The following is a 22,424-nucleotide window of genomic DNA, read 5'->3' as shown; positions in this document are numbered from 1 at the left end:
ATGAGTGCAGGCAGCTTGCCCGATCCGGCTCCGCCTGGCCACCCGGGCCGGCCGAGGCTGTGCGCGCGGGCACACCGTTCGTCCGCCTGGCGCGAATCGCCAGTGTCGCTGACCGGCTGTGTCACTGCTCGCCTCGCTCCATCCACCTAGGCTGGGCATCGACAGGAACGATCCGCACCCGGCCAGCCCGGCAGGAGACCGCCATGCGTGTTCTGATCACCGGCGCCGCCGGCTTCATCGGCCATCAACTGCTCGAGGAGCTGGCCATCCAGCACCCGGAGTGGACGCTGATCGCCGCCGACATTCGCCCCCTCGATGGCCGTGGGCTGAAAGCCAACATCGAGCCGGTGCTGCTGGACCTGGGCCGCCCGGCCCAGGTCCGCGCGTGCATCAGCGGCTGGCGGCCGGATGCCATCGTGCACCTGGCCACGGTGATTCGCCCCCCACGCGACATGAGCGAGGCGCATCTGCACGCCATCGAGGTCGGCGGCACCCAGTGCCTGGTGGACAGCGCCGTCGCCAACGGCGTGCGCCAGCTGATCGTGACCAGTTCCGGCGCCGCCTACGGCTACAGCGCAGACAACGCCGAGTGGATCGACGAGAACCACCCCCTGCGCGGCCATCCGCGCTTCGCCTACGCCAGGCACAAGCTGGAGATCGAACAGCTGCTAGCGCGCCGCCGTGGCGAACATCCGCAGCTGCGCCAGCTGGTACTGCGCCCCGGCACCATCCTCGGCAAGCGTCTGAACAACCCGATCAGCGACCTGTTCAGGAAACGCGCGGTGCTGGGGGTGCGCGGCCATGCCAGCCGCTTCGTGTTCATCTGGGAACAGGATGTGGTCGGCATCATCCGCCAGGGCCTGGAAGAGGCCCGGGAGGGCATCTACAACCTGGCCGGCGACGGCGCCCTGAGCCTGGCGGAGATCGCCGGGATACTCGGCAAGCCCTACCGCCCGCTGCCGGCGGCGTTGCTCGCCGGCGCACTGCACCTGCTCAAGCCACTGGGGTTGAGTCAGTACGGCCCGGAGCAACTGGACTTCCTGCGCTACCGCCCGGTACTGGCCAACCGGCGCCTGAAGCAGGAGTTCGGCTATCAGCTGCGCTACACCAGCCGCGAAGCCTTGCTCGCCTTCCTCGGCGCCCAGGGCATCAGCTACCGCTCAGGCGAAAGCCCACCTTGAGCGTCACCTGGTAGTGCCCCACCTTGCCATTCTCGATGTGGCCACGGGTGTCCACCACTTCGAACCAGTCCATGTTGCGCACGCTCTTGGCGCATTCGGCCAGGGCATTGTCGATGGCCTCTTCGATGCTGGTCCGCGACGAACCGACGATCTCGATCTTCTTGTAGGTGTGATGGTTGGACATGCTGGAACTCCGCTCGTGATGAAAGGCTCACGCTGAAGACTAGACGCTCGCAGGCGCAGGACATGCCTTCACGTCATCGCTCCCTAGCGGTTGGGCCGCACCGACGCACCCCGATGCGGCGCGGGCCTGGGCTCTAGAACTCCACCTGGTAGGCCAGGGTGAAGGTGCGTCCACGGCCCTTGAAGTTGTAGTCGTCGGCGACCCGCGCGGACTGCGAGTAGTAGGTGAAGTAGTCCTCGTCGAGCAGGTTGTCGATGCCCAGCGACAGGCTGCCCAGCGGCAGGCGGCGGCTGACGCTGGCCGCGAGCAGGGCATAGCCGTCGAACTTCAGCCGTGGGTCATCGAACTCGCGGCTGCGGTACAGGTTGTACTGCAGGTAGCTGGCCCAGTCGTCGCTCCACTGTGCGTTCCAGCTCAGGCTGAACTGGTCCGGGGCGATGTTCAGGCCGGTCAGCTTGGTGTCCACCTTGCCGTCGTCATCGGTGTCGGATTCGCCCTCGCTGTGGGTGTAGCTGGCACGCAGGCTGTGGTCCTGGTTCAGGCGCCAGTTGCCGGTCAGTTCGTAACCCTGGATTTCCACCCGTTCGCGATTGGCGATGTAATTGCCGGCGCTGTTTACCGACAGCCGTTCGCCGAGGTTGGAGGAGGATTCGTAGTAGCTCAGCTCGAGGTCGACATCGCTGAAGTTCAGGCGCAGGCCCAGCTCGTTGGAGCGGGTGATGATCGGCTCCAGTTCCAGCAGGTTTTCCACATCCTGCCCGGGCGTGTCGACGGCACGCAGCACACGGCCGATGTCGGGCATACCGAAGCCTTCCGAGTAGCTGCCGTAGAACTGCGCCCAGTCGTTGGCCTGGTAGGTGAAGCCGTAGTTGCTCAGGGTCTTGGCGAAGGAGAGGGTACCGCCGCCGACATCCACGCCGCCGGCGTTGTTGGTGCCCCATACGGTGTGGAAATCATCCACGTCCAGTTCGGCATGCTCGCGACGCACGCCGGCCATCAGGGTCAGGCGCTCGCTCAGGTGCAGGTCGCCCTGGAGGAAGCCGGCCTGGTTGTCGTAGGTCGACGGCGGCACGTAGCTGCGGTTGCTCAGCACCAGCACCTGCTCGCCCTCGTCGCGCATCAGGTCGAGGCCGCCGGCCAGGTCCAGCAGGCCGTCGAACAGGCCCGTACGGCGCAGGGTCAGCTTGCCGCCGAGTTTCTCCGAGTCACTGCGGCTCTGCTCCCAGAACGTGCCGACGGGGGCGATGCCCGGGTCCTGGAAGGAGCCGCTGAGCAGGGCGCCGAACTGGCCACGATAACGCTGCTGGTACAGCTGCACGTCGAGGATGTTGCCGAACCAGTCCGAGTGGCTGTAGTCGAGGCTGTACTGACGGTTCTCGTTGAACGGCGCCTCGCCGGGCACGTCGCCGCGCGTCGCACTGGTGGGGATACCGGCGTCGCGGTCGCCGAGCACTGGCAGATAGTCGTTGTTGCCGGTCAGGCGGTAGTGGTTGGCGCTGAACTGCAGGTGCTGGGCATCGTCGATCCAGTAGCCGAGCTTGAGCATCAGGTCGCGGTCACGGGTGTCCTGGATCTCGCCGGGATAGGCCACGCCGATGCGCGTGTTGTCGCCGTCGTAGAACATCCCGCGCGATTGCCAGGTGCTGCCGAACAGGGCCTCCCAGTCACCCTGCTGGGCACTGACGCGGTAGTTGAGCTTGTAGCCGAAACCGTCGCTGCTGAAGGCGTCGTCGCTCTCCAGGCTGACCCCGGCGTGCTGGCGCACGCCATAGCCCTGCGGACGACGGCTGATGAAGTTGATGATGCCACCGGTGGCACCGCCGCCATGCTCGGCCGAGGCGCCGTGGATCACCTCGATGCGCTCCACCTGTTGCAGGTCGATGGTGTAGCTGCTGCGCCCGTCGTTGCGCAGCGAGCTGGCCTGCGGCACGCCGTCGACGAGAAACTGCGGCGCCCGCCCGCGCAGGGTCTCGCCGGCGTTGGACAGCTTCTGCCGGCTCGGCGAGTAGGACGGAATGAGGTTGGCGAGCACCGCCCCAGGGTCGCTGCTCAGCGCCAGCTGGCGCTCGATCTGCTGGCGGTCGATAACGGTGACGCGCTGGCTGGTCTGGCCCACGGCCGTGTCACCGCGCAGGGTACTGACGGTCACCTCGGTGTCCTGCAGGCGCAGCACATCGCCAGCGACCCGGCTGGGTGCCGGACTGGCCACAGCGGCCTGTGGTTGCGGGGTCAGTCCGTAGACGCCCTCGGCCTGGCGCACCGCCTGCAGACCACTGCCCTGCAGCAGGCGGGCAAAACCGTCCTCGACACCATACTGGCCCTGCAGCCCCTGGCTCTGCCGGCCCTGCAGCAGCGCCGCGTCGAACGACAGGGCAACCCCGGCGGCGCTGGCGAAGCGGCCGAGCACCTCGGCCAGCGGCCCGGCACCGATCTGATAAGCCTGCGTGTGCGCGCTGTCGGCCTGGGCCAGTGCCGGCAGCGCAGTGCCCAGGGCCAGGCCGGAATAGAACAGGGCGTTGCGGATGGCGCTACGAAGCGCAGAGCGGGTGGAGCGTGGTGACTGCATGGCGGATCCCTGACGACAAGACGCGGAGTGGGTGTTTGCAGGGAGGGCCGAAGCAGCGCGGCAAAAAGTGCAAGGAACCGGAGATTTTTCTCGCCATGCCGCGCTCCACCCGTAGGAGCGGCTGTAGGGACGGCTGTAGGAGCGGCTTCAGCCGCGAAGCGGCAGCACCCCCGGAGTGCCTGCTACAGCCGGAACAGATGGCATTCAGCAGCGCTCAGGCCGCCAGGGCGCCCTGCTGGTGGATGGGTGAAGCGTCATCCACCCTACGGGTAGAACCCGACGAACCCGTAGGAGCGGCTTCAGCCGCGAAACGGCCGCACCGCCGGAGTGCCTGCTGCAGCCAGGAGCGGATGGTTTCAGCTGTACTCAGGCTGCCAGGGCGCCTTGCTGGTGGATGGATGAAGCGTCATCCACCCTACGGGTAGAACCCGACGAATCCGTAGGAGCGGCTTCAGCCGCGAAACAGCAGCACCGCCGGAGTGCCTACTACAGCCGGGAGCGGATGGCTTTCACCAGCACTCAGGCTGCCAGGCCGCCCTGCTGGTGGATGGATGAAGCGTCATCCACCCTACGGGTAGAACCCGACGAACCCGTAGGAGCGGCTTCAGCCGCGAAACGGCAGCAGCGCTCAGGCGCCACGCGGTACCAGTGTCACCCAGTAGTCGCTGCGCCGTACCACCTGCAGCGGGAAGCTGTGTTGCAGGGCGGCCAGCGCGCGGTCGCTGTCGAGCAGCGGGAAGCTGCCGGAAACCTTCAGCCCGGCCAGCGCCGGATCGACCCGCAGGATGCCATGGCGGTAGCGCGCCAGCTCCGCGACCACCTCACCCAGTGGCTGGTCGATGGCCAGCAGGCTGCCCTCGGCCCAGGCTGTGCTGCGCGCATCCAGCGGCTGCAGCGCGCCGATCCGCTCGCGCTGCAGCAGCAGTTGCTGGCCGGCCTGCAGGCGTTGCCAGCGTGCGGGCTGCGCCGCGCAACTGACCTCGACGGAGCCTTCGAGCAGGGCGATGCGGCTGCCATGCGGGTCGCAGCGCAGGTTGAGGCGACCGCCGCCGGCGCGGATCAGCCCGTCACGGGTCAGCACCTGCAGCGCCTGCGGCCCATCGGCAATGTCCAGCTGCGCCTCGCCGTCGAGCAGCTGCAGCTGGCGCCGGGTGCCGTCGAACTGGGCGGCACCGGCACTGCCGAGCAGCAGGCGACTGCCGTCGGTCAGTTGCCAGTGGCGTTGCTCGCCGACCCCGCTGCGGTAGTCGGCGGTCCAGTAACGGCGACTGTCGCTGCGCCAGGCGAACCAGCCCAGTGGCAGCGCAGCGCCGGCCAGCAACAGGCTGCCAAGCACGCGCCGACGGCTGTAGGCGGCGCCTCGCAGGGTCGGCGCGGCGATCTGCGCCGGCAGCAGGCCGAGCTGATCGCGCAGCCGTTCGATCTGCTGCCAGGCCTGGCGATGCACGGGGTCGGCGTCGTACCAATGCTGCCAGGCCTGCTGCTCGGCCGCGCCACTGCTGCCGGAGTTGAGGCTGGCATACCAGCTGCTGGCGGCCTTGAGCGCGGCGCGCTCGCCGGGTGTGGGCGTGCTCATGCCTGCCAGCCCGCCTGCAGCAGGCAACAGTGCTCCACCGCACGGGCCATGTAGGTATTCACGCTGCGCAGGGAAATACCCAGGTGCGCGGCGATCTGGGCGTAGGTGAGGCCATCGAGCTGGGACAGGATGAACACCTCGCGCACCTTGGTGCCCAGACCCTCGAGCAGACGGTCGACCTCCATCAGCGCCTCCAGCAGCAGCGCCTGCTGCTCCGCACCAGGCTGTTCGGCCGCAGGCTGACTGGCCAGCACGTCCAGGTAGGCTTGCTCCAGCGAACGCCGGCGCAGGAAGTCGACCATCAGCCCCCGTGCCACGGTGGCCAGGTAGTGGCGTGGCTCACGGATGCTCGCTGCATTGCCGGCACGCAGCAGGCGCACGAAGGTGTCCTGCGCCAGGTCGGCAGCATCGCAGCGGTTGCCCAGGCGCCGGCGCAGCCAGCCCTGCAGCCAGGTGTGGTGATCGTGATAGAGACTGTGCAGGGCCTGGGCGTCGACGGACATGAAAGCGAATACAGATCAAATGACAATGAATCGCATTGTCATCCATCCCGACACGCTTGCCAAGCGCCGGCAGAGCGCGCCCGCGACGCGCAGGCGCGGCTGCCGACACGGAGCGGCGCTTAGAACGCCACTTCGTAGCCCAGGGTGAAGGTCCGTCCGCGACCCTGATAGTCGTACAGGTAGGCCGGGCCGTAGGTCGGCGAGTAGAACAGCGTGGCGCGTTGTCCCCAGACGGTGCTGTAGCGCTCGTCCAGCAGGTTCTGGATACCGGCGCTGAAGGTGCCGTAGTCGGTCTGGCGCTGCGCGGTCAGGTCGAAGGTGGTGTAGCCGTCGATCTCGTGGCCGGCGTCGTCGTCCAGGTCGACGGCATGGTTGGCCTGCAGCCGTGCACTGCTGTTGCCGTCGCTCCAGCCGACGAAGGCGGTGTACTTGGACAGCGAGGCGTAGCGGGCATCGCGCTTGATCCAGCCGCCGTCGGCGTCCTCTTCCTCGGAACGCACCAGGTGCAGGGTCGCACCGGCCTGCCAGCCGCTGTCGAAGTAGTGGCTGAGGGCCCCCTCGAAACCGAAATCGCGGCTCTTCTGGTCTTCCACATCGATGGTCAGGGTGCTGCTGTCGTAGCTGATCACCTGGTCCGACCAGATGTAGTAGAGCGCGGCCTGCGCCTGCCAGCGGCTATCGGCAAAGCGCCAGCCCAGTTCGGTCTGGCGGCTCTTGATGCCGGCCAGCGGGTTGTCTTCCACCGACAGACCGGGCTTGCCGTAGTACTTGGCCGGGTCGGCCAGGTCGAAGCCTTCGCTGTAGTTGCTCCACAGCTGATGGCCGTTGGCGAAGTCGTAGATGACACCCAGGTTGTACAGGTTGACGTCATAGTCGTTGCGGCCACCGGCCACGCCCTTGAAGTCGCCGACCTCGACATCCATGCGCTGGTGGCGCGCGCCACCGGAGAGGGTCAGACGCTCGGTGAGCTTCCAGTCCAGCTGGGCATAGGCCGACAGGCTGTCCACCACGTAGCTGGGGTATCGCGGCGCGCTGCTGGCGGTGTCGAGCACCAGGCCCCCGCTGGCGGAGGAGGTCTGCTGGTCGAAGACCTTCTGCTCGGCATTGAAGCGCTCATGGTCGAAGTCCAGCCCGTAGGTCAGGGTGAAGCGCTGCCACTGCTTGCTGAACAGCCCCTTGAGCCCGCTCACCTCGAAGTTCTGCTGCGAACCGGCGAAGTACACACCGTTGCTGCCGCGCGGGCTGCCGGAGTTGTAGTAGGGGAAGGGGTAGAAGTTGTTGTCTTCCCGGCGGTAATAACCCTGCAGGTAGAAATCCTGGCCCAGCAGGTCGCTGTGGTGGTAACTGGCGTTGAGCAGGGCGCGACGGGTGCGCGGTTGCAGGTCGGTATCCAGCCCGCTGCGAATCTCGGCGTCGTCGAGGTCGGACGGCGCCCGGTAGTTCAGGTTGGGGAAATAGATACCGGTGCTGCCATCGTTGCCGGAGTCGTAGTACTGCGCCAGCAGGTCGAGGCTCTGCTCGTCGCTGAAACGCGCGCTGAGGTTGCCCAGCACGTCGATGGCGCGGTTGTACTGCAGGTCGGTCTGCGTGTTGTCGATGAAGATCTGCTCGCCGTCGCCGTCGTAGAAGGCTTCGTTCTTCTCCACCGAAACGCCGATGCGCCCGCTCAGCCGCTCGTTGCCGCCACTCACCGACTGCGCCAGGCGCATGGCCAGGTCATCGCTGTTGTTGAAGCCGCTGCTGACGCTGGCGCGCGTCTGGTAACGGGCCTCGCCCGGCTCGCCCTTGCGCGTGATGATGTTGATGATGCCGCCGGTGGCCCCGCCGCCGTACAGCGCGTTGGCGCCCGAGAGCACCTCGACCCGTTCGATGTTGAACGGCGAGATGCTGTCGAACTGGCGCGACAGCCCGCGCGAGCTGTTCTGGCTGACTCCGTCGATCATCACCAGCACGCTGCGCCCGCGCATGTTCTGGCCATAGTTGGTACGCCCTTCCGGCGCCAGGTCGAGGCCGGGCACCAGCTTGCCGAGCGCTTCCTTGAGGCTGACGCCGACGTCGAGCTGTTCGCGCAGCTGGGTCTGGTCCACCACCCAGACGGTACCGGGAATGGCGCTGATCTCGGTCGGGGTACGCGCGGCCACGCTGATCTGCATGGACTCCAGCTTGAGTCGCCCGGATGCGTCCGGGCCGCGGCGCTGCAGCAGCACGGTGCGCGCATCGGTGAAGGTCCAGCTCAGGTCGGTGCCGGCGAGCAGACGCTGCAACGCCTCCTCCACGGTGAAATGGCCGTCCAGTCCGGCGCTGCGCAGCCCCTGCAGGTCATCGGAGTTGAACATCAGGTGCAGGTCGGCCTGGTCGGCGAACTGGGTCATCGCACTGTCCAGGCTGAGCGGGGCGATATGCAGTTCGACGCTGATCGGTTCGGCGGCCAGAGCCAGCGGGGTGGCGCCGCCGAGCAGCGAGGCGAGCAGCAGGGCACGGTGCAGCGGAGAAACATGACAGCGCATTACAGAGGTTTCCATGTCGTGTGGCAGGTGGCGCTACTTAGGAATAAGTCGCGTTCATACCCACGACGAAACAGCCGCCAGAATCTTGCAGCCGCATGCAGAAAAAATTCTCCCTGTCAGCCGCGTGGCACCGGTCGTATCAGGATCAACCAGGGCAGCCGGGTGATCTGCACCGGCTGCAGACGCTCCAGCGTGGTCAGCAGCGCCTGCGGGTCGTCGAGGTCGAAGACGCCGCTGATCTTGCGCCGGCGCAGTGCCTCGTCGCGCAGCAGGATGCGCTCGGGCAGGTAGCGTTCCAGCTCCGCGAGCACCTCGCCCAGCGGACGCTGGTTGAAGATCAGCTTGCCGCGCTGCCAGGCACTGGCGCTGCTCGGGTCCAGCGCCTGCACCGCACCCGGCGCCACGCCGGGCCGATAGCTCACGCGCTGCCCCACGCCGAGGCGCAGCGGTGCGGCGCCACCGCTGTCCACCTGCACCACGCCCTCGCTGACCGTCACCTGCGCCTGCGCGCCATGCAGGTCCACGTCGAAGCGCGTCCCCAGCGCCTGCACCTGGCCGGCGCCGGCGCTCACCACGAAAGGCCGCTGGCGATCCTTGGCCACCTCGAACAGCGCCTCGCCGCGGTACAGGCGCACATCGCGCCGCGTGGTGCTGAAATCCACCGACAGGGCACTGCCGCTGTTGAGCCAGACCCGGCTGCCGTCATCCAGCTGCACCAGGCGTCGTTCGCCGACGGCGGTACTGTGGTCGGCATACAGCCCGACCAGGGTGCGCGGCGCCGCCAGCAGGCCGAGCAGCAGTGCCAGGCACAGCACCGCGGCCATGGCCGGCAGGCGCCAGCTGCGCTGCGCGGTCCGGCGATGGCGGGCCGCCGCCTGGGTGTGCCCCAGCGCCTGCCACAGCACCTCGGCTTCGCGGGCCGCATGTTCGTGCGCCGCGCTCTGCCTGCGCCAGCGCTGGAACTCCGCACGCTCCCTGGCCCCCGCAGTGCCACTGTGCAGGCGCAGCAGATGATCGACGGCCTGATCGTCCAGGCTGAGAGGCTCGACCTCGCTCATCGCTCACCTCCCTGCTGGCTGCGCCACTGGCGGCAATGACGCATGGCCTGGGCCAGGTACTTGCCGACCATGCTCTCGGACACCCCCAGGCGCCGTGCGATCTGCGCGTGAGTCAGGCCGTCGAGGCGGTTGAGCAGCAAGGCCTCGCGCGCCTTGGCCGGCAACTGTGCGAGCGCCGCATCGAGCTGCACCAGGCTTTCCCGCGCCAGCAGGTGCTTTTCCGGTGCCGCCAGCGGATCGCTGAGCTCGTCGAGCACGTCCTCCTCCACGTGCAGCTCGGCCAGGCGGTTGTCACGCCGCAGGTTGTCGATGGCCAGGTTGCCGGCGACGCGGAACAGATAGGCGCGCGGATTCTCCACGCGCTGCTCGTCCGGATGATCGGCCAGGCGCAGCCAGGTGTCCTGCGCGACGTCCGCCGCACGCTGGGAGTCGCCCAGGCGCCGGGACAGGAAGCGCAGCAGATCCCCGTAGTGGGTCTGGAAGCTGTGCAGCAGGGAGGAGGGAGCGCGGCGCCGCATGAGGATCGCAAGGTTCTCGAAGGCCCGGCGCATGCCGGACCGCTGGAAGGGGCCGCCAGCATACACGCAATCGAGAATAGTTATCACCAGCATGAAGCCGATCGCCCGCACGTCACCGGGATCATGGCGCGCGCTGCAGTTCATGGCGCAGCCAAGCGGCCAGGCGTTCGCTGCGCGGGTCGTCCCGCCGCGCCCAGAGCGCCAGACGAGCCGGCGTGTCGATGAAGCCCCAGGGCGCGCTCAGGCGCCCGGCAGCCAGGTCATCGGCTACCAGCAGTTGCGGCGCGATGGCCACGCCGAGCCCGGCGGCAGCGGCCTCCAGCAGGTAGTAGAGATGCTCGAAGCCCTGCCCCAGCTTCAGCCCCGCCGGCGCCAGGCCCTGGGCCGCCGCCCACTGCGGCCAGGCCTGCGGCCGCGATGCGGTATGCAGCAGCGGCTCCCCCAGGAGCACGCCCGCTGCCTGCCCGGCCAGTTCAGCATGACGGGCATGGCGCGAGCTGAGCACCGGGCCGATGCGCTCGGTCGCCAGCTCGTACACCTGCATGTCGCCAGGCCAGGGCGGCTCGGCGAACAGCAGGGTGGCGTCGATACCGGGGCGCCGTGGGTCCAGCTCGCCTTCGCTGGCCGACAGTTGCAGGTTGAGCTCAGGCAGCTCGCGCTGAAGGCGATCCAGCCGAGGAATGAACCAGCGCGCCAGCAGACTGCCCGGGCAGCCGAGCACGAACGGGCGCTCCTCGGCCTCGCGCCGCAGCTCGGCGCAGGTGCTGCGCAGGCGCTCGAAGGCTTCGCCTGCGGCATCGCGCAGGCGGAGGCCGGCATCGGTGAGTTTTACGCCACGCCCGTCCTTGGCCAGCAGGCTCAGGTCGAGCTGCTCTTCCAGTTGCCGGATCTGCCGGCTGATCGCCCCGTGCGTCACGTTAAGCTCGCTTGCCGCCTGCTTCAGGCTGCCCAGGCGGGCCACGGATTCGAACGCACGCAGCGCATTGAGGGGAGGCAGGCTGCTCTTCATAGGTGAGTTTTCCTGACGTATTGCGGCGATCTTATCGCTTTTTTTCCCCGCTGCATGCAGTTAGGGTGGACACATCGCGTAGGAGCCGCCTCCTACATGGAGAATCCCAGGAGAGCTTGCCATGACTTCACTGCGTAACGGCCCGGACAATCGCGGCCTGTTCGGTCGCTTCGGCGGCCAGTTCGTCGCCGAAACCCTGATGCCGCTGATCAACTCGCTGGCCGCCGAATACCAGAAGGCCAAGGATGATCCGGCGTTCCTCGACGAGCTGGCCTACTTTCAGCGCGACTACATCGGCCGCGCCAGCCCGCTGTATTTCGCCGAGCGCCTGACCGAGCACTTCGGCGGGGCGAAGATCTTCCTCAAGCGTGAGGACCTCAACCACACCGGCGCGCACAAGATCAACAACTGCATCGGCCAGATCCTCCTGGCCAAGCGCATGGGCAAGCGGCGCATCATCGCCGAGACCGGCGCCGGCATGCACGGCGTGGCCACCGCCACCGTGGCCGCGCGCTTCGGCATGCAGTGCGTGGTGTACATGGGCACCACCGACATCGACCGTCAGCAGGCCAACGTCTTCCGCATGAAGCTGCTCGGCGCCGAGGTGATCCCGGTCACCGCCGGCACCGGCACTCTGAAAGACGCGATGAACGAGGCGCTGCGCGACTGGGTGACCAACGTCCACAACACCTTCTACCTGATCGGCACCGCCGCCGGCCCGCACCCGTACCCGGAAATGGTCCGCGACTTCCAGTCGGTGATCGGCAACGAAGTGCGCGAGCAGATGCAGGAGAAGGAAGGGCGCCTGCCCGATTCGCTGGTCGCCTGCATCGGCGGTGGCTCCAACGCCATCGGCCTGTTCCACCCCTTCCTCGATGATGCCGGCGTGCAGATCGTTGGCGTCGAAGCGGCCGGCCACGGCATCGACAGCGGCAAGCATGCGGCGAGCATGGCCGGCGGCGCGCCGGGCGTGCTGCACGGCAACCGCACCTTCCTGCTGCAGGACGAGGACGGCCAGATCACCGACGCCCACTCGATTTCCGCCGGCCTCGACTACCCCGGCGTCGGCCCCGAACACGCCTGGTTGCATGAGATCAAGCGCGTCGAGTACGTGCCGATCAGCGATGACGAGGCCCTGGAGGCCTTCCACCACTGCTGCCGCCTGGAAGGCATCATCCCGGCGCTGGAGTCGTCCCACGCGCTGGCCGAAGCCTTCAAGCGCGCACCCAAGCTGCCCAGGGACCACCTGATGGTGATCAACCTGTCCGGTCGTGGCGACAAGGACATGCAAACCGTGATGCACCACATGGGCGAACAGGAGAAACACGCATGAGCCGCCTGCACAACCGCTTCGCCGAACTGAAAGCGGAGAACCGCGCCGCGCTGGTCACCTTCATCACCGCCGGCGACCCCGACTACGCCACCTCGCTGGAGATTCTCAAGGGCCTGCCCGATGCCGGTGCCGACGTGATCGAGCTGGGCATGCCGTTCACCGACCCGATGGCCGACGGCCCGGCCATCCAGCTGGCCAACATCCGTGCGCTGGACGGCAAGCAGAACATGGTGAAAACCCTGCAGATGGTCCGCGAGTTCCGCGCCGGCAACCAGGACACTCCACTGGTGCTGATGGGCTACTACAACCCGATCTTCTGCTACGGCGTCGAGCGCTTCATCGCGGATGCCAAGGCCGCTGGCGTCGACGGCCTGATCGTGGTCGACCTGCCGCCGGAGCACAACGACGAGCTCTGCGAACCGGCCCAGGCCGCCGGCATCGACTTCATCCGCCTGACCACGCCGACCACCGATGACGAGCGCCTGCCGACCGTCCTCAACGGCAGCTCCGGGTTCGTCTACTACGTGTCGGTGGCCGGCGTCACCGGTGCCGGTGCGGCGACCATGGATCATGTCGAGGAAGCCGTGGCGCGCCTGCGCCGCCACACCGACCTGCCCGTGTGCATCGGCTTCGGCATCCGCACCCCCGAGCACGCCGCCGAAGTGGCCAAGCGCGCCGAAGGTGCGGTGGTCGGCTCGGCACTGATCGACAAGATCGCCGAGGCGACCTCGCCGAGCGAAGCGGTCAACGGTGTACTGAGCCTGTGCCGCGAGCTGGCCGAAGGCGTGCGCGGCGCGCGTCGCTGAGCCCATCTCCGGCAAGTGAAGAAGCCGCTGGCGGAGCGATCCGTCGGCGGCTTTTTTCTCTGACACGGGCACCCGAGTGGAGAGTAGCGGTTGCCAGGAACTGACCGACAGGATTCGCCAGGCTGGAGCCAGCCTGAGCGCTCATGCCGGCCAAGCCGTCGCCATGGCTTCCTGGACCACAGGTAATAGCTCATCGGTCGCCGCGACCAACTCGGCCAGCAGCGGCTCATCCATGTCCATGTACCCTTCGTACTCCGCCAGATTGCGCCGATCATGGCACAGCGCAAACAGGCGCACCTGTGCCTTGCTGACCGCCAGCGTGTGCGTCAGGCACTGGAACACCAGGTATCGACGGTCGGAGCGATAGCCACGCAGACGCAGCGCGGTCAACGCCAGTGCATGCGCAGCGTTATAGGCGAGGTCGAAGCGGCTGGCGAATGACAGCTTGGGTGCATGGGCGTCCTGCAGGCGATCAATGGCCGAGCGTAGCAGTCCTTCGCATTCCCTGCGGTCTGGCGGTTCGGCCTTGAGGCCACCCGTGCGCAGCAGGTTTTCAAGATTGTCGTTACTGACCATGTTCGGTTCCCTCCGGATCGTGGCCGATCAACTCGATCTTTTCCTGCTGCGCCACGCGCAGCACGAAGCTGTTGCCAGCGGCTTTCCTGGCCTGCCACTCGTCCGGAGTGTACAGCGTCGGATTGATGGTACGCCGCAGTTGCGCCTCGACCGGCAGCAGGTGTTCCATCACCTCGGCATAGCGCAGGCTGTCGCCGATCAGCATCAAATCGACATCGCTATCGGCATGTTCGCGGCCTTTGGCCAGCGAACCATAGACGAAAGCCCACGTCAGGTGCGCGGAGAGCGGCGCGAGTGCCTCGCGCAGCGGCGCACCGATGCCAAAGGTCTTGCGCACGATACCTTGCAACTCGGCATAGATCGGACAATCCGGGTTGGCCTGGTAATGGGTCTGATTGCCCTGGCGGGTCAGGGTCAGGATGCCCACCTGCTGCAGCCGCTCCAGTTCTCGCATCAGACTGCCTTTGCCGACCTGCGCATGACGAGCAATCTCGTTGGCATAGAAGCTCTGCTCCGGCTTGCCGTATAGCAGCCCCAGCACCTTGCGCTGGGTGCCGGTGAACAGCGCCTCGCTTAATGAAAGAGTTGGCATAGAAGCCCCATTGAGTCCCAATAGTGGAACGATAAGTCCTAAACAGGGACTCTTCAATGCTCTTTCAGCAAGATTGCAGGCAGCGCTGCCGGCACCGCCCTCGCTGATCACTGCCCCGTGCTAACGCCTGCACATGGGCGGAGGCCCCTAGTCGCCGGCCCCGGCACGCTTGAGCAGTTGCTTGCAGCGCTCGGACAGGTGCACCACGCGCAGGTGCTTGCCGGCGCGCTCGTAGCGTTCGCGCAGGGTTTTCAGCGCGGCGATGGCGGAGTAGTCGACGAAGCTCAGGTGGCGGCAGTCCAGCGTCACCTGCTGCGGATCGTCGGCCGGCTCGAACTGATTGAGGAAGGTGGTGCAAGAAGCGAAGAACAGCGTGCCATGGGCACGGTACAGCTTGCTGCCGTCGGCCTGCAGGTCGCTGTCGGCATACAGCTCACGGGCATGCTGCCAGGCGAAGTTGAGCGCGGCGATGACGATGCCGCAGAGCACCGCGGTGGCCAGGTCGGTGACCACGGTGATGGCGGTCACCGCAACGATCACCAGCACGTCGTTGGCCGGCACCTTGCCGGCGACCCGCAGCGAGCCCCAGGCGAAGGTCTGCTGCGCCACCACGAACATCACGCCCACCAGCGCGGCCAGCGGGATGCGCTCGATCAGCGGCGAAAGGAACAGCACGAAGAGCAGGATCATCACCCCGGCGACCACGCCGGACAGCCGGCCACGGCCGCCGGAGCTGAGGTTGATCATGGTCTGGCCGATCATCGCACAGCCGCCCATGCCGCCGAACGCGCCGGAGACCATGTTGGCCGCACCGAGCGCCACGCACTCGCGGTTGGTGTTGCCGCGGCTCTGGGTGATCTCGTCGGTGAGGTTGAGGGTCAGCAGGGTTTCCAGCAGGCCGACCAGCGCCATCAGCACCGCGTAGGGGGCGATGATGCGCAGGGTCTCCAGGTTCCACGGAATGTCCGGCAGGGCGAATTGCGGCAGGCCGCCGGCGATATGCGCCATGTCGCCGAGGGTGCGCGTGGGCAGGTCGAGCAGGTACACCAGCAGGCCGACGCCGAGGATCGCCACCAGCGCCGGCGGCACCGCGCGGGTCAGCTTCGGCAGCAGGTAGACCACAGCCATGGTCAGCGCCACCAGGCCCAGCATCCAGGACAGCGCGGCCCCTTGCAGCCAGCCGCCTTCGGCATGGAAGTGCTCCAGCTGCGACATCGCGATGACGATGGCCAGGCCGTTGACGAAGCCGAGCATCACCGGGTGCGGCACCATGTGCACCAGCTTGCCCAGGCGCAGCAGACCGAACAGGATCATCAGCACGCCACCGAGCAGCACGGTGGCCAGCAGGTACTGCGCACCGTGTTGCACCACCAGGGCGACGATCACCACGGCCATCGAGCCGGCCGCACCGGAAACCATGCCGGGACGGCCCCCGAACAGGGCGGTAAGGGTGCAGATGATGAAGGCGCCGTACAGCCCCATCAGCGGGTTGAGCTGGGCGACCAGGGCGAAGGCGATGCACTCCGGCACCAGGGCGAAGGAGGAGGTCAGGCCGGCCAGCAGGTCGGCGCGTATGCGTGCGGGTTTCATGACGTCTCGGCTAGCCGGCTGGACCGGGCGATGGCGGATGAAGAAAAAAGGGGGGCGCATGGTAGCGCCCATGCGCCTGGGCAACCAGTGAAGCGGGCAAAACACTGACTGATGGCAACAGGCCAAGCTTGCCAGCAGAGGGCGGTGGCGGCATTCCGGTCTGCATGCAATGCGGCTTGGGCTGGATGGCGCGCGCGGGTAACCTGAGCGGAAACCGACGAGGATCCCGCTGATGAGCAAGAACCTGCTGATTACCGGTGCCAGCCGTGGCATCGGCCGCGCCACTGCCCTGCTGGCCGCCGCGCAGGGCTGGACGGTCGGCGTCAACTATCGCGAGGATCGCGCGGCCGCCGACGCGGTGGTGGCGCAGATCCAGGCGGCCGGCGGCCAGGCCGTCGCGCTGCAGGGCGACGTGGCCATCGAGGCCGACGTGCAGCGGCTGTTCGAAGCCATGGATGCACTCGGCCCGCTGCAGGGCCTGGTGGTCAATGCCGGCATCGTCGCACCGCCCCTGCCGCTGCTGGACATGAGCGGCGAGCGCCTGCGGCGCATGTTCGAGGTCAACGTGCTGGGCAGCTATCTCACCGCCCGCGAAGGCGCCCGGCGCATGGCCCGCAGCCGTGGCGGCGCGGGCGGCTCGATGGTGCTGGTGTCGTCGGTGGCAGCCAGCCTCGGCTCACCCTTCGAGTACGTCGACTATGCCGGGGCCAAGGGCGCCATGGACGTCCTGACCCGTGGCCTGGCCAAGGAGCTGGGCGGCGAGGGCGTGCGGGTCAACGCCGTGCGTCCGGGGCTGATCGATACCGACATTCACGCCAGCGGCGGCCAGCCGGATCGTGCCGAGCGCCTGGGCAAGGGCACCCCGCTGGGACGCGCCGGACGTGCCGAGGAAGTCGCCGAAGCGATCGTCTGGCTACTCGACGACAAGGCCAGCTACGCCACCGGCGCACTGCTGGATATCGCCGGCGGGCGCTAGTCCCAGGGCAGCAAGGGCGCGGCCATACCAGCGAAATACGCAAATGATAATCAATGTTATCATCTGCGTTTTCGACGCCCCGGGTGACGCCCATGGTCCAGCCCCTGCACGCCCCATGCCTCTACTCGCTGGATGACCTGCGCCAGCTGGGCCGCCGCCATCATGTGCACTACAGCCTGATTGGCACACAGCATGAAGACAACCCGTGCGTGATGCGGGGCTACATCAACGAGCAGCAAACCCGCCTGGGCATGACCCTGGTCAGCTCCGAGGTGCACACCTTGCATGGCTACCAGGCGCAGTCCTTCACCGCCCCCAGTCTCACCATGATCGTCCTGCTGGAAGGACAGGCCCAGCTCGACGGCGCCACCTCCACCACCCTCACGCCGGGTCAGGGCGTCACCCTGCTCAGCCAGGACGGGCCCGGCCAGAGTGCCCGGCATCACGCTCATCACCACCTGCGTGGTCTCAACCTGTCCATCGGTGATATCGATGACCTGGCGGACGAGCAACTGGCCGATCTGTTGCGTGCCAGCCTCCGACAGCGCCGCGTGTACACGCAACGCTGGAGCGTTCCGGCAGACCTGCAGCCAGCCCTGCAGGCCCTGGCCGGCGAACGCTCGCACGGTTGCCTGCAGCGCCTGCTGCACGAAGGCCTGGCACTGCAGCTGTTGGCACATGGCCTGAACGCCATCGACGCCGACGAGCGCCACGCGCCCTCGCTCAACCCACGTGACCGCAGCCTGCTGGAGCGGGTACGCGACTACCTGCATCAGGAACCTGGAGCCGAGCACAGCCTGCATCAGCTGGCACAGCTGGCGTGCATGAGCCCCAGTTCCCTGCGTCAGAAGTTCCAGCAGGCCTATGGCGTCAGCGTCATGGCCTACCTGCGCCAGCGCCGCATGGAGCTGGCCAGGCAATACCTCGGACAGGGCTGGCGCGTTCAGGATGTCGCCCACTACGTCGGCTACCGCCATGCCAGCAACTTCGCCACCGCATACCGGCAACACTTCGGCGTCGCACCCCGCGAATCCATCTAGCCTCGCCCGACAGCATCCTCGCAGCGTCGTTCCAGGCCTGGCATCCGGCAAAGGAAAACTGGCATCGAGCAAAGGTATCGCCCGGACAAATGTGAATAATTCTCATCGACAAATTTTCCCGATGAGACGCCTGCAATGTCGAAATGCTCGATCCTCCCGCTCGCCCCGACCCTGCGCCGCGCATTGCTCGCCAGCGCCCTGCTGCCCCTGGCGGCAGGCGCAGCCGTGCAAGAGGACGTTGAAGACACAGACGCACACGAAAGCAGCCTGACGCTGCCGGCGATGAACGTGCAGGGCACGCAGCTGCCGCAGTCCGAAACCGAGGGCACCGGCAGCTACACCACCGGCAGCATGTCCACCGCCGTGGGCCTGCCGCTGTCGATCCGCGAGACACCGCAATCGGTGAGCGTCGTCACCCGCCAGCAGATCGAAGATCGCGGCCTGCGCGACACCGCCGCGATACTCGCCAGCGCCCCCGGTATCTCGATGAGCCGCAGCGACAGCAATCGCGTGTCGTTCTCCGCTCGCGGCTTCGACATCGACAACTTCCAGTTCGATGGCCTGGCTTCGCCGATCAACAACTTCTGGAACTTCGGCGCCACCGATGTCGATTCGGCGATCTACGATCGCGTCGAGATCGTGCGGGGCTCCACAGGGTTGCTGACCGGCGCCGGCAATCCTTCGGCAGCGGTCAACTTCATCCGCAAGCGCCCGCTGCCAGAGTTCGCCATCGGCGGCTCGCTCGGCAGCGGACGCTGGGACCAGCGCCGTGGCGATATCGACATCTCCACCCCACTGACGGCCGACGGCCGGATCGCAGCCCGCGTGGTGGCGGCCTACTCCGAGCGCGATACCTTCATCGACTATCAGCACTACGACAGTGAAACCCTGTACGGCGTGATCAGCGCGGAACTGACCCCACGCACGCAACTCACGCTGAGCCTCGAACACCAGAAGAACGATACCGACGGCATGGGCGCGGGCGTGCCGATGTTCTACGCCGACGGATCGCGCACCCACTATGGCCGCTCCACGGCCAACAACACCCAGTGGTCGTACTTCGGCACCGAGTCGAACACCGCCTTCATCGATCTCGAACACCAGTTGGAAAACGACTGGAAACTACGCGCGGCCTACAGCCGCACCGAGGCCGACTACGCGATGCGCTATGTGTTTCGCGGCGGCTATCCGGACCGCAACGACGCAGGCATGAGCGCCAGCTTCCTCAAGTATGACGGCGAGCGCACCCGTGACGACTGGCACCTGACCGGCAGCGGGCCGTTCGAGCTGCTGGGCCGCACACATGACGCCGCGTTCGGCTGGATGAGCATCGCCGACGACCTGCAGATGGACCAGTACCTGCCGCTGCCCGGCACCGCGCCGATCGCCGATTCGCAACTGGACTGGAGCAACGGCGCGATTGCCGAACCCATCTGGTCGGGCACGCGCGCCAACGGCGACCGCACCGATATCCGCCAGACCGGCGGCTATGCGGTGACGCGTCTGTCGCTGGCCGATCCGCTGCATCTGATCCTGGGGGTTCGCGTCAGCACCTGGGAGATCGAACAGAACTACTTCGGCACCCAGCGCACCTATCGCTACAGCGACGAGGTCACGCCCTACGCCGGCCTGGTCTATGACCTCGACCGGACCTACAGCCTGTACACGAGCTACACCAGCATCTTCAAGAACCAGACGCAGCGTGCGCCGGATGGCAGCTTCCTCGATCCGGTCAGCGGCGACAGCTACGAGCTCGGCATCAAGGCCGGCTACCTGGACGGCCAGCTGAACGCCGCCCTGTCGGTCTATCGCACCAGGCAGGAGGGCCTGGCCGAGGCCATTCCCGATACCTTCCTGATCGCCGACCCCAGCCAGCAGGCCTACAAGGCCGGCGAGGGGGCCGTGGTCGACGGCTTCGACCTGGAGCTGAGCGGCGCGCTGAGCGAGGCGTGGAACCTGTCCACCAGCTACACCCACTTCATCGCCCGCAATGCCGAGGGCAAGGCGATCAATACCACCCACCCACGCACGCAGTTCAAGCTGTTCACCACCTACCGGCTGGACGGTGTACTGCGGGACCTGACCCTGGGCGGCGGCACGACCTGGCGCAGCGGCATCTCACGCGCCAACACCGGCAGCCCCAACGGCCCGGTGGACGTCAGCGCGGACAGCTATGCCCTGGTCGACCTGATGGCCAGGTACCAGATCAGCGAACACATCGCGGCGACCGCCAACCTCAACAACGTCTTCGACAAGCAATACCTCGAGCAGGTCGGCTTCTACAGCCAGCTCTGGTATGGCGAGCCGCGCAACCTGCAATTGACCCTGAGCGCGAGATTCTGAGCGTCGGCTGCCATCCGGGGCCGGTTGGCAGCTTCTCGCATGGGCCCCGCGCTGACGTCACTCGCGCGGACCGGCAAGCTCAATCCCAGCGCGGCGCGAAGCCCGGGTTGGCCACCCGCTCAGCGCGCTCCAGGGTGGCGATGGCGGCCATGTCGGCGTCGCTCAGGCGCAGGTCGGCGGCGGCCAGGTTGGCGGCCAGGTTCTCGCGTTTGGTCGACGACGGAATCACCGCATAGCCCTGCTGCAGCGACCAGGCCAGGGCCACCTGCGCCGGGCTGGCGCCATGCGCGGCAGCGATGCGCTGGATCTCCGGCTCGACCAGCACCTTGCCGTAGGCCAGCGGCATGTAGGCCGTCAGGTGGATGCCCTGCTGGCGGGCGAAATCGACCAGTTTGCGGTTCTGCAGCAGCGGATGGATTTCCACCTGGTTGGTCGCGATCTCCTCGACACCCACCGCAGCGATGGCCTCGCGCAGATGGGCGATGGTGAAGTTGGAGACACCGATGGCCGATGTCAGCCCCTGACGCTTGGCCTCCAGCAGTTCCTCCAGGTACTGCGCCACGGGAATCTCGTCGTTCGGCGATGGCCAGTGGATCAACGTCAGGTCGACGCGCTGCAGAGCCAGGCGTTGCAGGCTCTCCTGCAGGCTGGCGAGCACCCGGCCACGGCCGAGGTTCTCGGTCCAGACCTTGGTGGTGACGAACAGCTCGTCGCGGGCCACGCCACTCTCGGCGATGGCCTGACCGACCGCCGCTTCGTTGCCGTAGGCTTGCGCGGTGTCGACATGCCGGTAGCCCAGTTCGAGGCCGCTGCGCACAGCGTCGATGGCGACCTGGTCCTTGAGGCGGAATGTGCCAAGGCCGACAGGGGGAAGAAATGTCATGACGGGTCTCCTCATGGGTTGCGCAGCGCTTACCGAGCGCGGAGTGGCTCAGGGAATGAAAGGTTCGGCCCGCTCACTGCGGGAAAAGTTGCACGGCCGCAGCCAGGATGCACATGGCGCCCGGCCAGACAGGGCGAGCAGGCTTGCTGGAGACGCAGTATCCGGGCCAGACTCATGCGGAAAAAGCCGACAACCTGGCAAACACCTTTGACTGAAGTTCAACAATGAAGACCAGCCTGGAAGAAATGCTCGCCTTCGTCAGCGTGGTCGACAGCGGCTCGATCAGCGCCGCCGCCGAACAGCTGGAGCAGACCGCCTCCGGCGTCAGCCGCGCCCTCAGCCGCCTGGAAGAAAAGCTCGCGGTGACCCTGCTGCGCCGTACCACGAGACGCCTGGAGCTGACCGAGGAGGGCGAGCTGTTCCTCGCCCAGGCCCGGCGCATCCTCGCCAGCGTGGAGGAGGCCGAGGAGCAGATGGCCCTGCGTCGCCAGGCACCCGCCGGGCGCCTGCGCATCAACACCGCCTCGCCCTTCATGCTGCACGTGATCGTTCCGCTGATCGGCGAGTTTCGCACACGTTACCCGCAGATCGAGCTGGAGCTGAACAGCGACGACCGCATCATCGACCTGCTCGAGCGGCGTACCGACCTGGCCATCCGCATCGGTCACCTGCCGGACTCCAGCCTGCATGCCCGACCGCTGTATCACAGCCGCCGACGCGTGCTGGCCAGCCCGGAGTACCTGCGCAGGCATGGCCACCCGGCGCGCAGCGAAGACCTGCAGGGGCACTGCCTGATCGGCTTCACCGAACCCGACAGCCTGAATGAATGGCCACTGCGCCATGCCCTCGGCGAGCGCTGGCGGATCACCCCGAGCCTGCGCGCCTCCAGCGGCGACACCATGCTCGAACTGGCCCTGGCCGGCGAAGGGCTGGTGTGCCTGTCGGACTTCATGACAGACGCGGCCCGCGCCCGTGGCGCGCTGGTGGAGGTGCTGGCCGAACAACGCGTGGAGGTGCGCCAGCCGATCAATGCGGTGTACTACCGCAACACCGCGCTGGCCTCACGCATCACCTGCTTTCTGGACTTTCTCAGCGAACACCTGGGTGACCCGGGCCAAGGCGGCAGGAACAACCCCGGCAACGCACCCGAGGCACGATGAAAAAGGGCGACTCAGCGAGTCGC

At 67.1% G+C, this 22,424-nt stretch carries 19 protein-coding genes; 7 read left to right on the top strand and 12 right to left on the bottom strand.

What is annotated here, in order from left to right; translation table 11 throughout:
* Positions 1–203 precede the first annotated feature (203 nt).
* On the top strand, positions 204–1,181 hold the full coding sequence (locus tag EWH21_RS01420) for an NAD-dependent epimerase/dehydratase family protein (protein WP_277699630.1): 978 nt from the start codon (positions 204–206) through the stop codon (positions 1,179–1,181).
* On the opposite strand, the gene EWH21_RS01415 is transcribed toward EWH21_RS01420, so the two are convergent.
* From EWH21_RS01415 to EWH21_RS01380, 8 genes are all read right to left on the bottom strand, one after another.
* Positions 1,150–1,365 carry a dodecin gene (locus tag EWH21_RS01415; RefSeq protein WP_037052187.1) on the bottom strand — a complete coding sequence of 72 codons (216 nt, stop codon included), beginning with the start codon at positions 1,363–1,365 and terminating at the stop codon, positions 1,150–1,152. The two genes, EWH21_RS01420 and EWH21_RS01415, sit on opposite strands and share 32 nt — an antisense overlap.
* 133 nt (positions 1,366–1,498) lie before the next feature.
* Positions 1,499–3,931 carry a TonB-dependent receptor gene (locus EWH21_RS01410; protein ID WP_277699629.1) on the bottom strand — a complete coding sequence of 811 codons (2,433 nt, stop codon included), beginning with the start codon at positions 3,929–3,931 and terminating at the stop codon, positions 1,499–1,501.
* 628 nt (positions 3,932–4,559) lie between these two features.
* Positions 4,560–5,507 carry a DUF4880 domain-containing protein gene (locus tag EWH21_RS01405; RefSeq protein ID WP_277699628.1) on the bottom strand — a complete coding sequence of 316 codons (948 nt, stop codon included), beginning with the start codon at positions 5,505–5,507 and terminating at the stop codon, positions 4,560–4,562.
* On the bottom strand, positions 5,504–6,010 hold the full coding sequence (locus EWH21_RS01400; RefSeq protein WP_134676660.1) for a sigma-70 family RNA polymerase sigma factor: 507 nt from the start codon (positions 6,008–6,010) through the stop codon (positions 5,504–5,506). Before EWH21_RS01400 ends, EWH21_RS01405 begins: the two co-directional genes overlap by 4 nt.
* 119 nt (positions 6,011–6,129) lie before the next feature.
* Positions 6,130–8,517 carry a TonB-dependent receptor gene (locus EWH21_RS01395; RefSeq protein WP_277699627.1) on the bottom strand — a complete coding sequence of 796 codons (2,388 nt, stop codon included), beginning with the start codon at positions 8,515–8,517 and terminating at the stop codon, positions 6,130–6,132.
* A 116-nt stretch (positions 8,518–8,633) separates the two neighbouring features.
* Positions 8,634–9,575 carry a FecR family protein gene (locus EWH21_RS01390; protein ID WP_277699626.1) on the bottom strand — a complete coding sequence of 314 codons (942 nt, stop codon included), beginning with the start codon at positions 9,573–9,575 and terminating at the stop codon, positions 8,634–8,636.
* Entirely contained in the window at positions 9,572–10,237 is a 666-nt protein-coding gene (locus EWH21_RS01385; RefSeq protein ID WP_230622797.1) for an RNA polymerase sigma factor, read from the bottom strand. Before EWH21_RS01385 ends, EWH21_RS01390 begins: the two co-directional genes overlap by 4 nt.
* A complete protein-coding gene (locus EWH21_RS01380) occupies positions 10,215–11,102 on the bottom strand; it encodes a LysR family transcriptional regulator (protein WP_277699625.1) in 888 nt (295 codons plus the stop codon). Before EWH21_RS01380 ends, EWH21_RS01385 begins: the two co-directional genes overlap by 23 nt.
* 121 nt (positions 11,103–11,223) lie before the next feature.
* Between EWH21_RS01380 and trpB the strand changes: the two genes are divergently transcribed.
* The gene (gene trpB, locus EWH21_RS01375; protein WP_037052202.1) at positions 11,224–12,435 is read left to right on the top strand and encodes a tryptophan synthase subunit beta; all 1,212 of its coding nucleotides are present in this window, start codon (positions 11,224–11,226) and stop codon (positions 12,433–12,435) included.
* Positions 12,432–13,241, top strand: coding sequence for a tryptophan synthase subunit alpha (trpA, locus tag EWH21_RS01370; RefSeq protein WP_277699624.1), 810 nt, complete (start codon positions 12,432–12,434; stop codon positions 13,239–13,241). Before trpB ends, trpA begins: the two co-directional genes overlap by 4 nt.
* Positions 13,242–13,382: 141 nt before the next feature.
* On the opposite strand, the gene EWH21_RS01365 is transcribed toward trpA, so the two are convergent.
* The 3 genes from EWH21_RS01365 to EWH21_RS01355 form a co-directional block, all read right to left on the bottom strand.
* On the bottom strand, positions 13,383–13,817 hold the full coding sequence (locus EWH21_RS01365) for a hypothetical protein (protein ID WP_047588709.1): 435 nt from the start codon (positions 13,815–13,817) through the stop codon (positions 13,383–13,385).
* Positions 13,807–14,409, bottom strand: coding sequence for a nucleotidyltransferase domain-containing protein (locus EWH21_RS01360; RefSeq protein WP_277700585.1), 603 nt, complete (start codon positions 14,407–14,409; stop codon positions 13,807–13,809). The genes EWH21_RS01365 and EWH21_RS01360 overlap by 11 nt, the downstream gene beginning before the upstream one ends.
* A 147-nt stretch (positions 14,410–14,556) precedes the next feature.
* The gene (locus EWH21_RS01355; RefSeq protein WP_277699623.1) at positions 14,557–15,999 is read right to left on the bottom strand and encodes a SulP family inorganic anion transporter; all 1,443 of its coding nucleotides are present in this window, start codon (positions 15,997–15,999) and stop codon (positions 14,557–14,559) included.
* A 232-nt stretch (positions 16,000–16,231) separates the two neighbouring features.
* Between EWH21_RS01355 and EWH21_RS01350 the strand changes: the two genes are divergently transcribed.
* The 3 genes from EWH21_RS01350 to EWH21_RS01340 all read left to right on the top strand — a co-directional run bounded on the left by EWH21_RS01350 (position 16,232) and on the right by EWH21_RS01340 (position 20,358).
* Positions 16,232–16,975, top strand: coding sequence for an SDR family oxidoreductase (locus EWH21_RS01350; RefSeq protein ID WP_179553058.1), 744 nt, complete (start codon positions 16,232–16,234; stop codon positions 16,973–16,975).
* Between the two features lie 92 nt (positions 16,976–17,067).
* Complete coding sequence (locus EWH21_RS01345; protein ID WP_277699622.1) at positions 17,068–18,015, top strand: helix-turn-helix transcriptional regulator; 948 nt, start codon at positions 17,068–17,070, stop codon at positions 18,013–18,015.
* Between the two features lie 135 nt (positions 18,016–18,150).
* Complete coding sequence (locus tag EWH21_RS01340; protein WP_277699621.1) at positions 18,151–20,358, top strand: TonB-dependent siderophore receptor; 2,208 nt, start codon at positions 18,151–18,153, stop codon at positions 20,356–20,358.
* A 79-nt stretch (positions 20,359–20,437) separates the two neighbouring features.
* Here the strand turns inward: EWH21_RS01340 and dkgB are convergent, their stop codons facing one another.
* The gene (gene dkgB / locus EWH21_RS01335; RefSeq protein WP_134676652.1) at positions 20,438–21,241 is read right to left on the bottom strand and encodes a 2,5-didehydrogluconate reductase DkgB; all 804 of its coding nucleotides are present in this window, start codon (positions 21,239–21,241) and stop codon (positions 20,438–20,440) included.
* A gap of 224 nt (positions 21,242–21,465) precedes the next feature.
* Here dkgB and EWH21_RS01330 point away from each other — a divergent pair, with 224 nt between their 5' ends.
* Positions 21,466–22,401 carry a LysR substrate-binding domain-containing protein gene (locus EWH21_RS01330; protein WP_152487480.1) on the top strand — a complete coding sequence of 312 codons (936 nt, stop codon included), beginning with the start codon at positions 21,466–21,468 and terminating at the stop codon, positions 22,399–22,401.
* Positions 22,402–22,424 lie beyond the last annotated feature (23 nt).

The organism is Pseudomonas sp. REST10 (genome assembly GCF_029542605.1).
Lineage (GTDB): Bacteria > Pseudomonadota > Gammaproteobacteria > Pseudomonadales > Pseudomonadaceae > Aquipseudomonas > Aquipseudomonas khazarica.
The sequence above is the reverse complement of the archived record's forward strand: the minus strand, read 5'-3'. Positions and strand labels throughout refer to the sequence as shown.

What these genes read in the sequence shown, in the direction of transcription:
- EWH21_RS01420 (WP_277699630.1), top strand. Translation starts at nt 204, where the DNA reads ATGCGTGTTCTGATCACCGGCGCCGCCGGCTTCATCGGCCATCAACTG.
- EWH21_RS01415 (WP_037052187.1), bottom strand. Translation starts at nt 1,365, where the DNA reads ATGTCCAACCATCACACCTACAAGAAGATCGAGATCGTCGGTTCGTCG.
- EWH21_RS01410 (WP_277699629.1), bottom strand. Translation starts at nt 3,931, where the DNA reads ATGCAGTCACCACGCTCCACCCGCTCTGCGCTTCGTAGCGCCATCCGC.
- EWH21_RS01405 (WP_277699628.1), bottom strand. Translation starts at nt 5,507, where the DNA reads ATGAGCACGCCCACACCCGGCGAGCGCGCCGCGCTCAAGGCCGCCAGC.
- EWH21_RS01400 (WP_134676660.1), bottom strand. Translation starts at nt 6,010, where the DNA reads ATGTCCGTCGACGCCCAGGCCCTGCACAGTCTCTATCACGATCACCAC.
- EWH21_RS01395 (WP_277699627.1), bottom strand. Translation starts at nt 8,517, where the DNA reads ATGCGCTGTCATGTTTCTCCGCTGCACCGTGCCCTGCTGCTCGCCTCG.
- EWH21_RS01390 (WP_277699626.1), bottom strand. Translation starts at nt 9,575, where the DNA reads ATGAGCGAGGTCGAGCCTCTCAGCCTGGACGATCAGGCCGTCGATCAT.
- EWH21_RS01385 (WP_230622797.1), bottom strand. Translation starts at nt 10,237, where the DNA reads ATGAACTGCAGCGCGCGCCATGATCCCGGTGACGTGCGGGCGATCGGC.
- EWH21_RS01380 (WP_277699625.1), bottom strand. Translation starts at nt 11,102, where the DNA reads ATGAAGAGCAGCCTGCCTCCCCTCAATGCGCTGCGTGCGTTCGAATCC.
- trpB (WP_037052202.1), top strand. Translation starts at nt 11,224, where the DNA reads ATGACTTCACTGCGTAACGGCCCGGACAATCGCGGCCTGTTCGGTCGC.
- trpA (WP_277699624.1), top strand. Translation starts at nt 12,432, where the DNA reads ATGAGCCGCCTGCACAACCGCTTCGCCGAACTGAAAGCGGAGAACCGC.
- EWH21_RS01365 (WP_047588709.1), bottom strand. Translation starts at nt 13,817, where the DNA reads ATGGTCAGTAACGACAATCTTGAAAACCTGCTGCGCACGGGTGGCCTC.
- EWH21_RS01360 (WP_277700585.1), bottom strand. Translation starts at nt 14,409, where the DNA reads ATGCCAACTCTTTCATTAAGCGAGGCGCTGTTCACCGGCACCCAGCGC.
- EWH21_RS01355 (WP_277699623.1), bottom strand. Translation starts at nt 15,999, where the DNA reads ATGAAACCCGCACGCATACGCGCCGACCTGCTGGCCGGCCTGACCTCC.
- EWH21_RS01350 (WP_179553058.1), top strand. Translation starts at nt 16,232, where the DNA reads ATGAGCAAGAACCTGCTGATTACCGGTGCCAGCCGTGGCATCGGCCGC.
- EWH21_RS01345 (WP_277699622.1), top strand. Translation starts at nt 17,068, where the DNA reads ATGGTCCAGCCCCTGCACGCCCCATGCCTCTACTCGCTGGATGACCTG.
- EWH21_RS01340 (WP_277699621.1), top strand. Translation starts at nt 18,151, where the DNA reads ATGTCGAAATGCTCGATCCTCCCGCTCGCCCCGACCCTGCGCCGCGCA.
- dkgB (WP_134676652.1), bottom strand. Translation starts at nt 21,241, where the DNA reads ATGACATTTCTTCCCCCTGTCGGCCTTGGCACATTCCGCCTCAAGGAC.
- EWH21_RS01330 (WP_152487480.1), top strand. Translation starts at nt 21,466, where the DNA reads ATGAAGACCAGCCTGGAAGAAATGCTCGCCTTCGTCAGCGTGGTCGAC.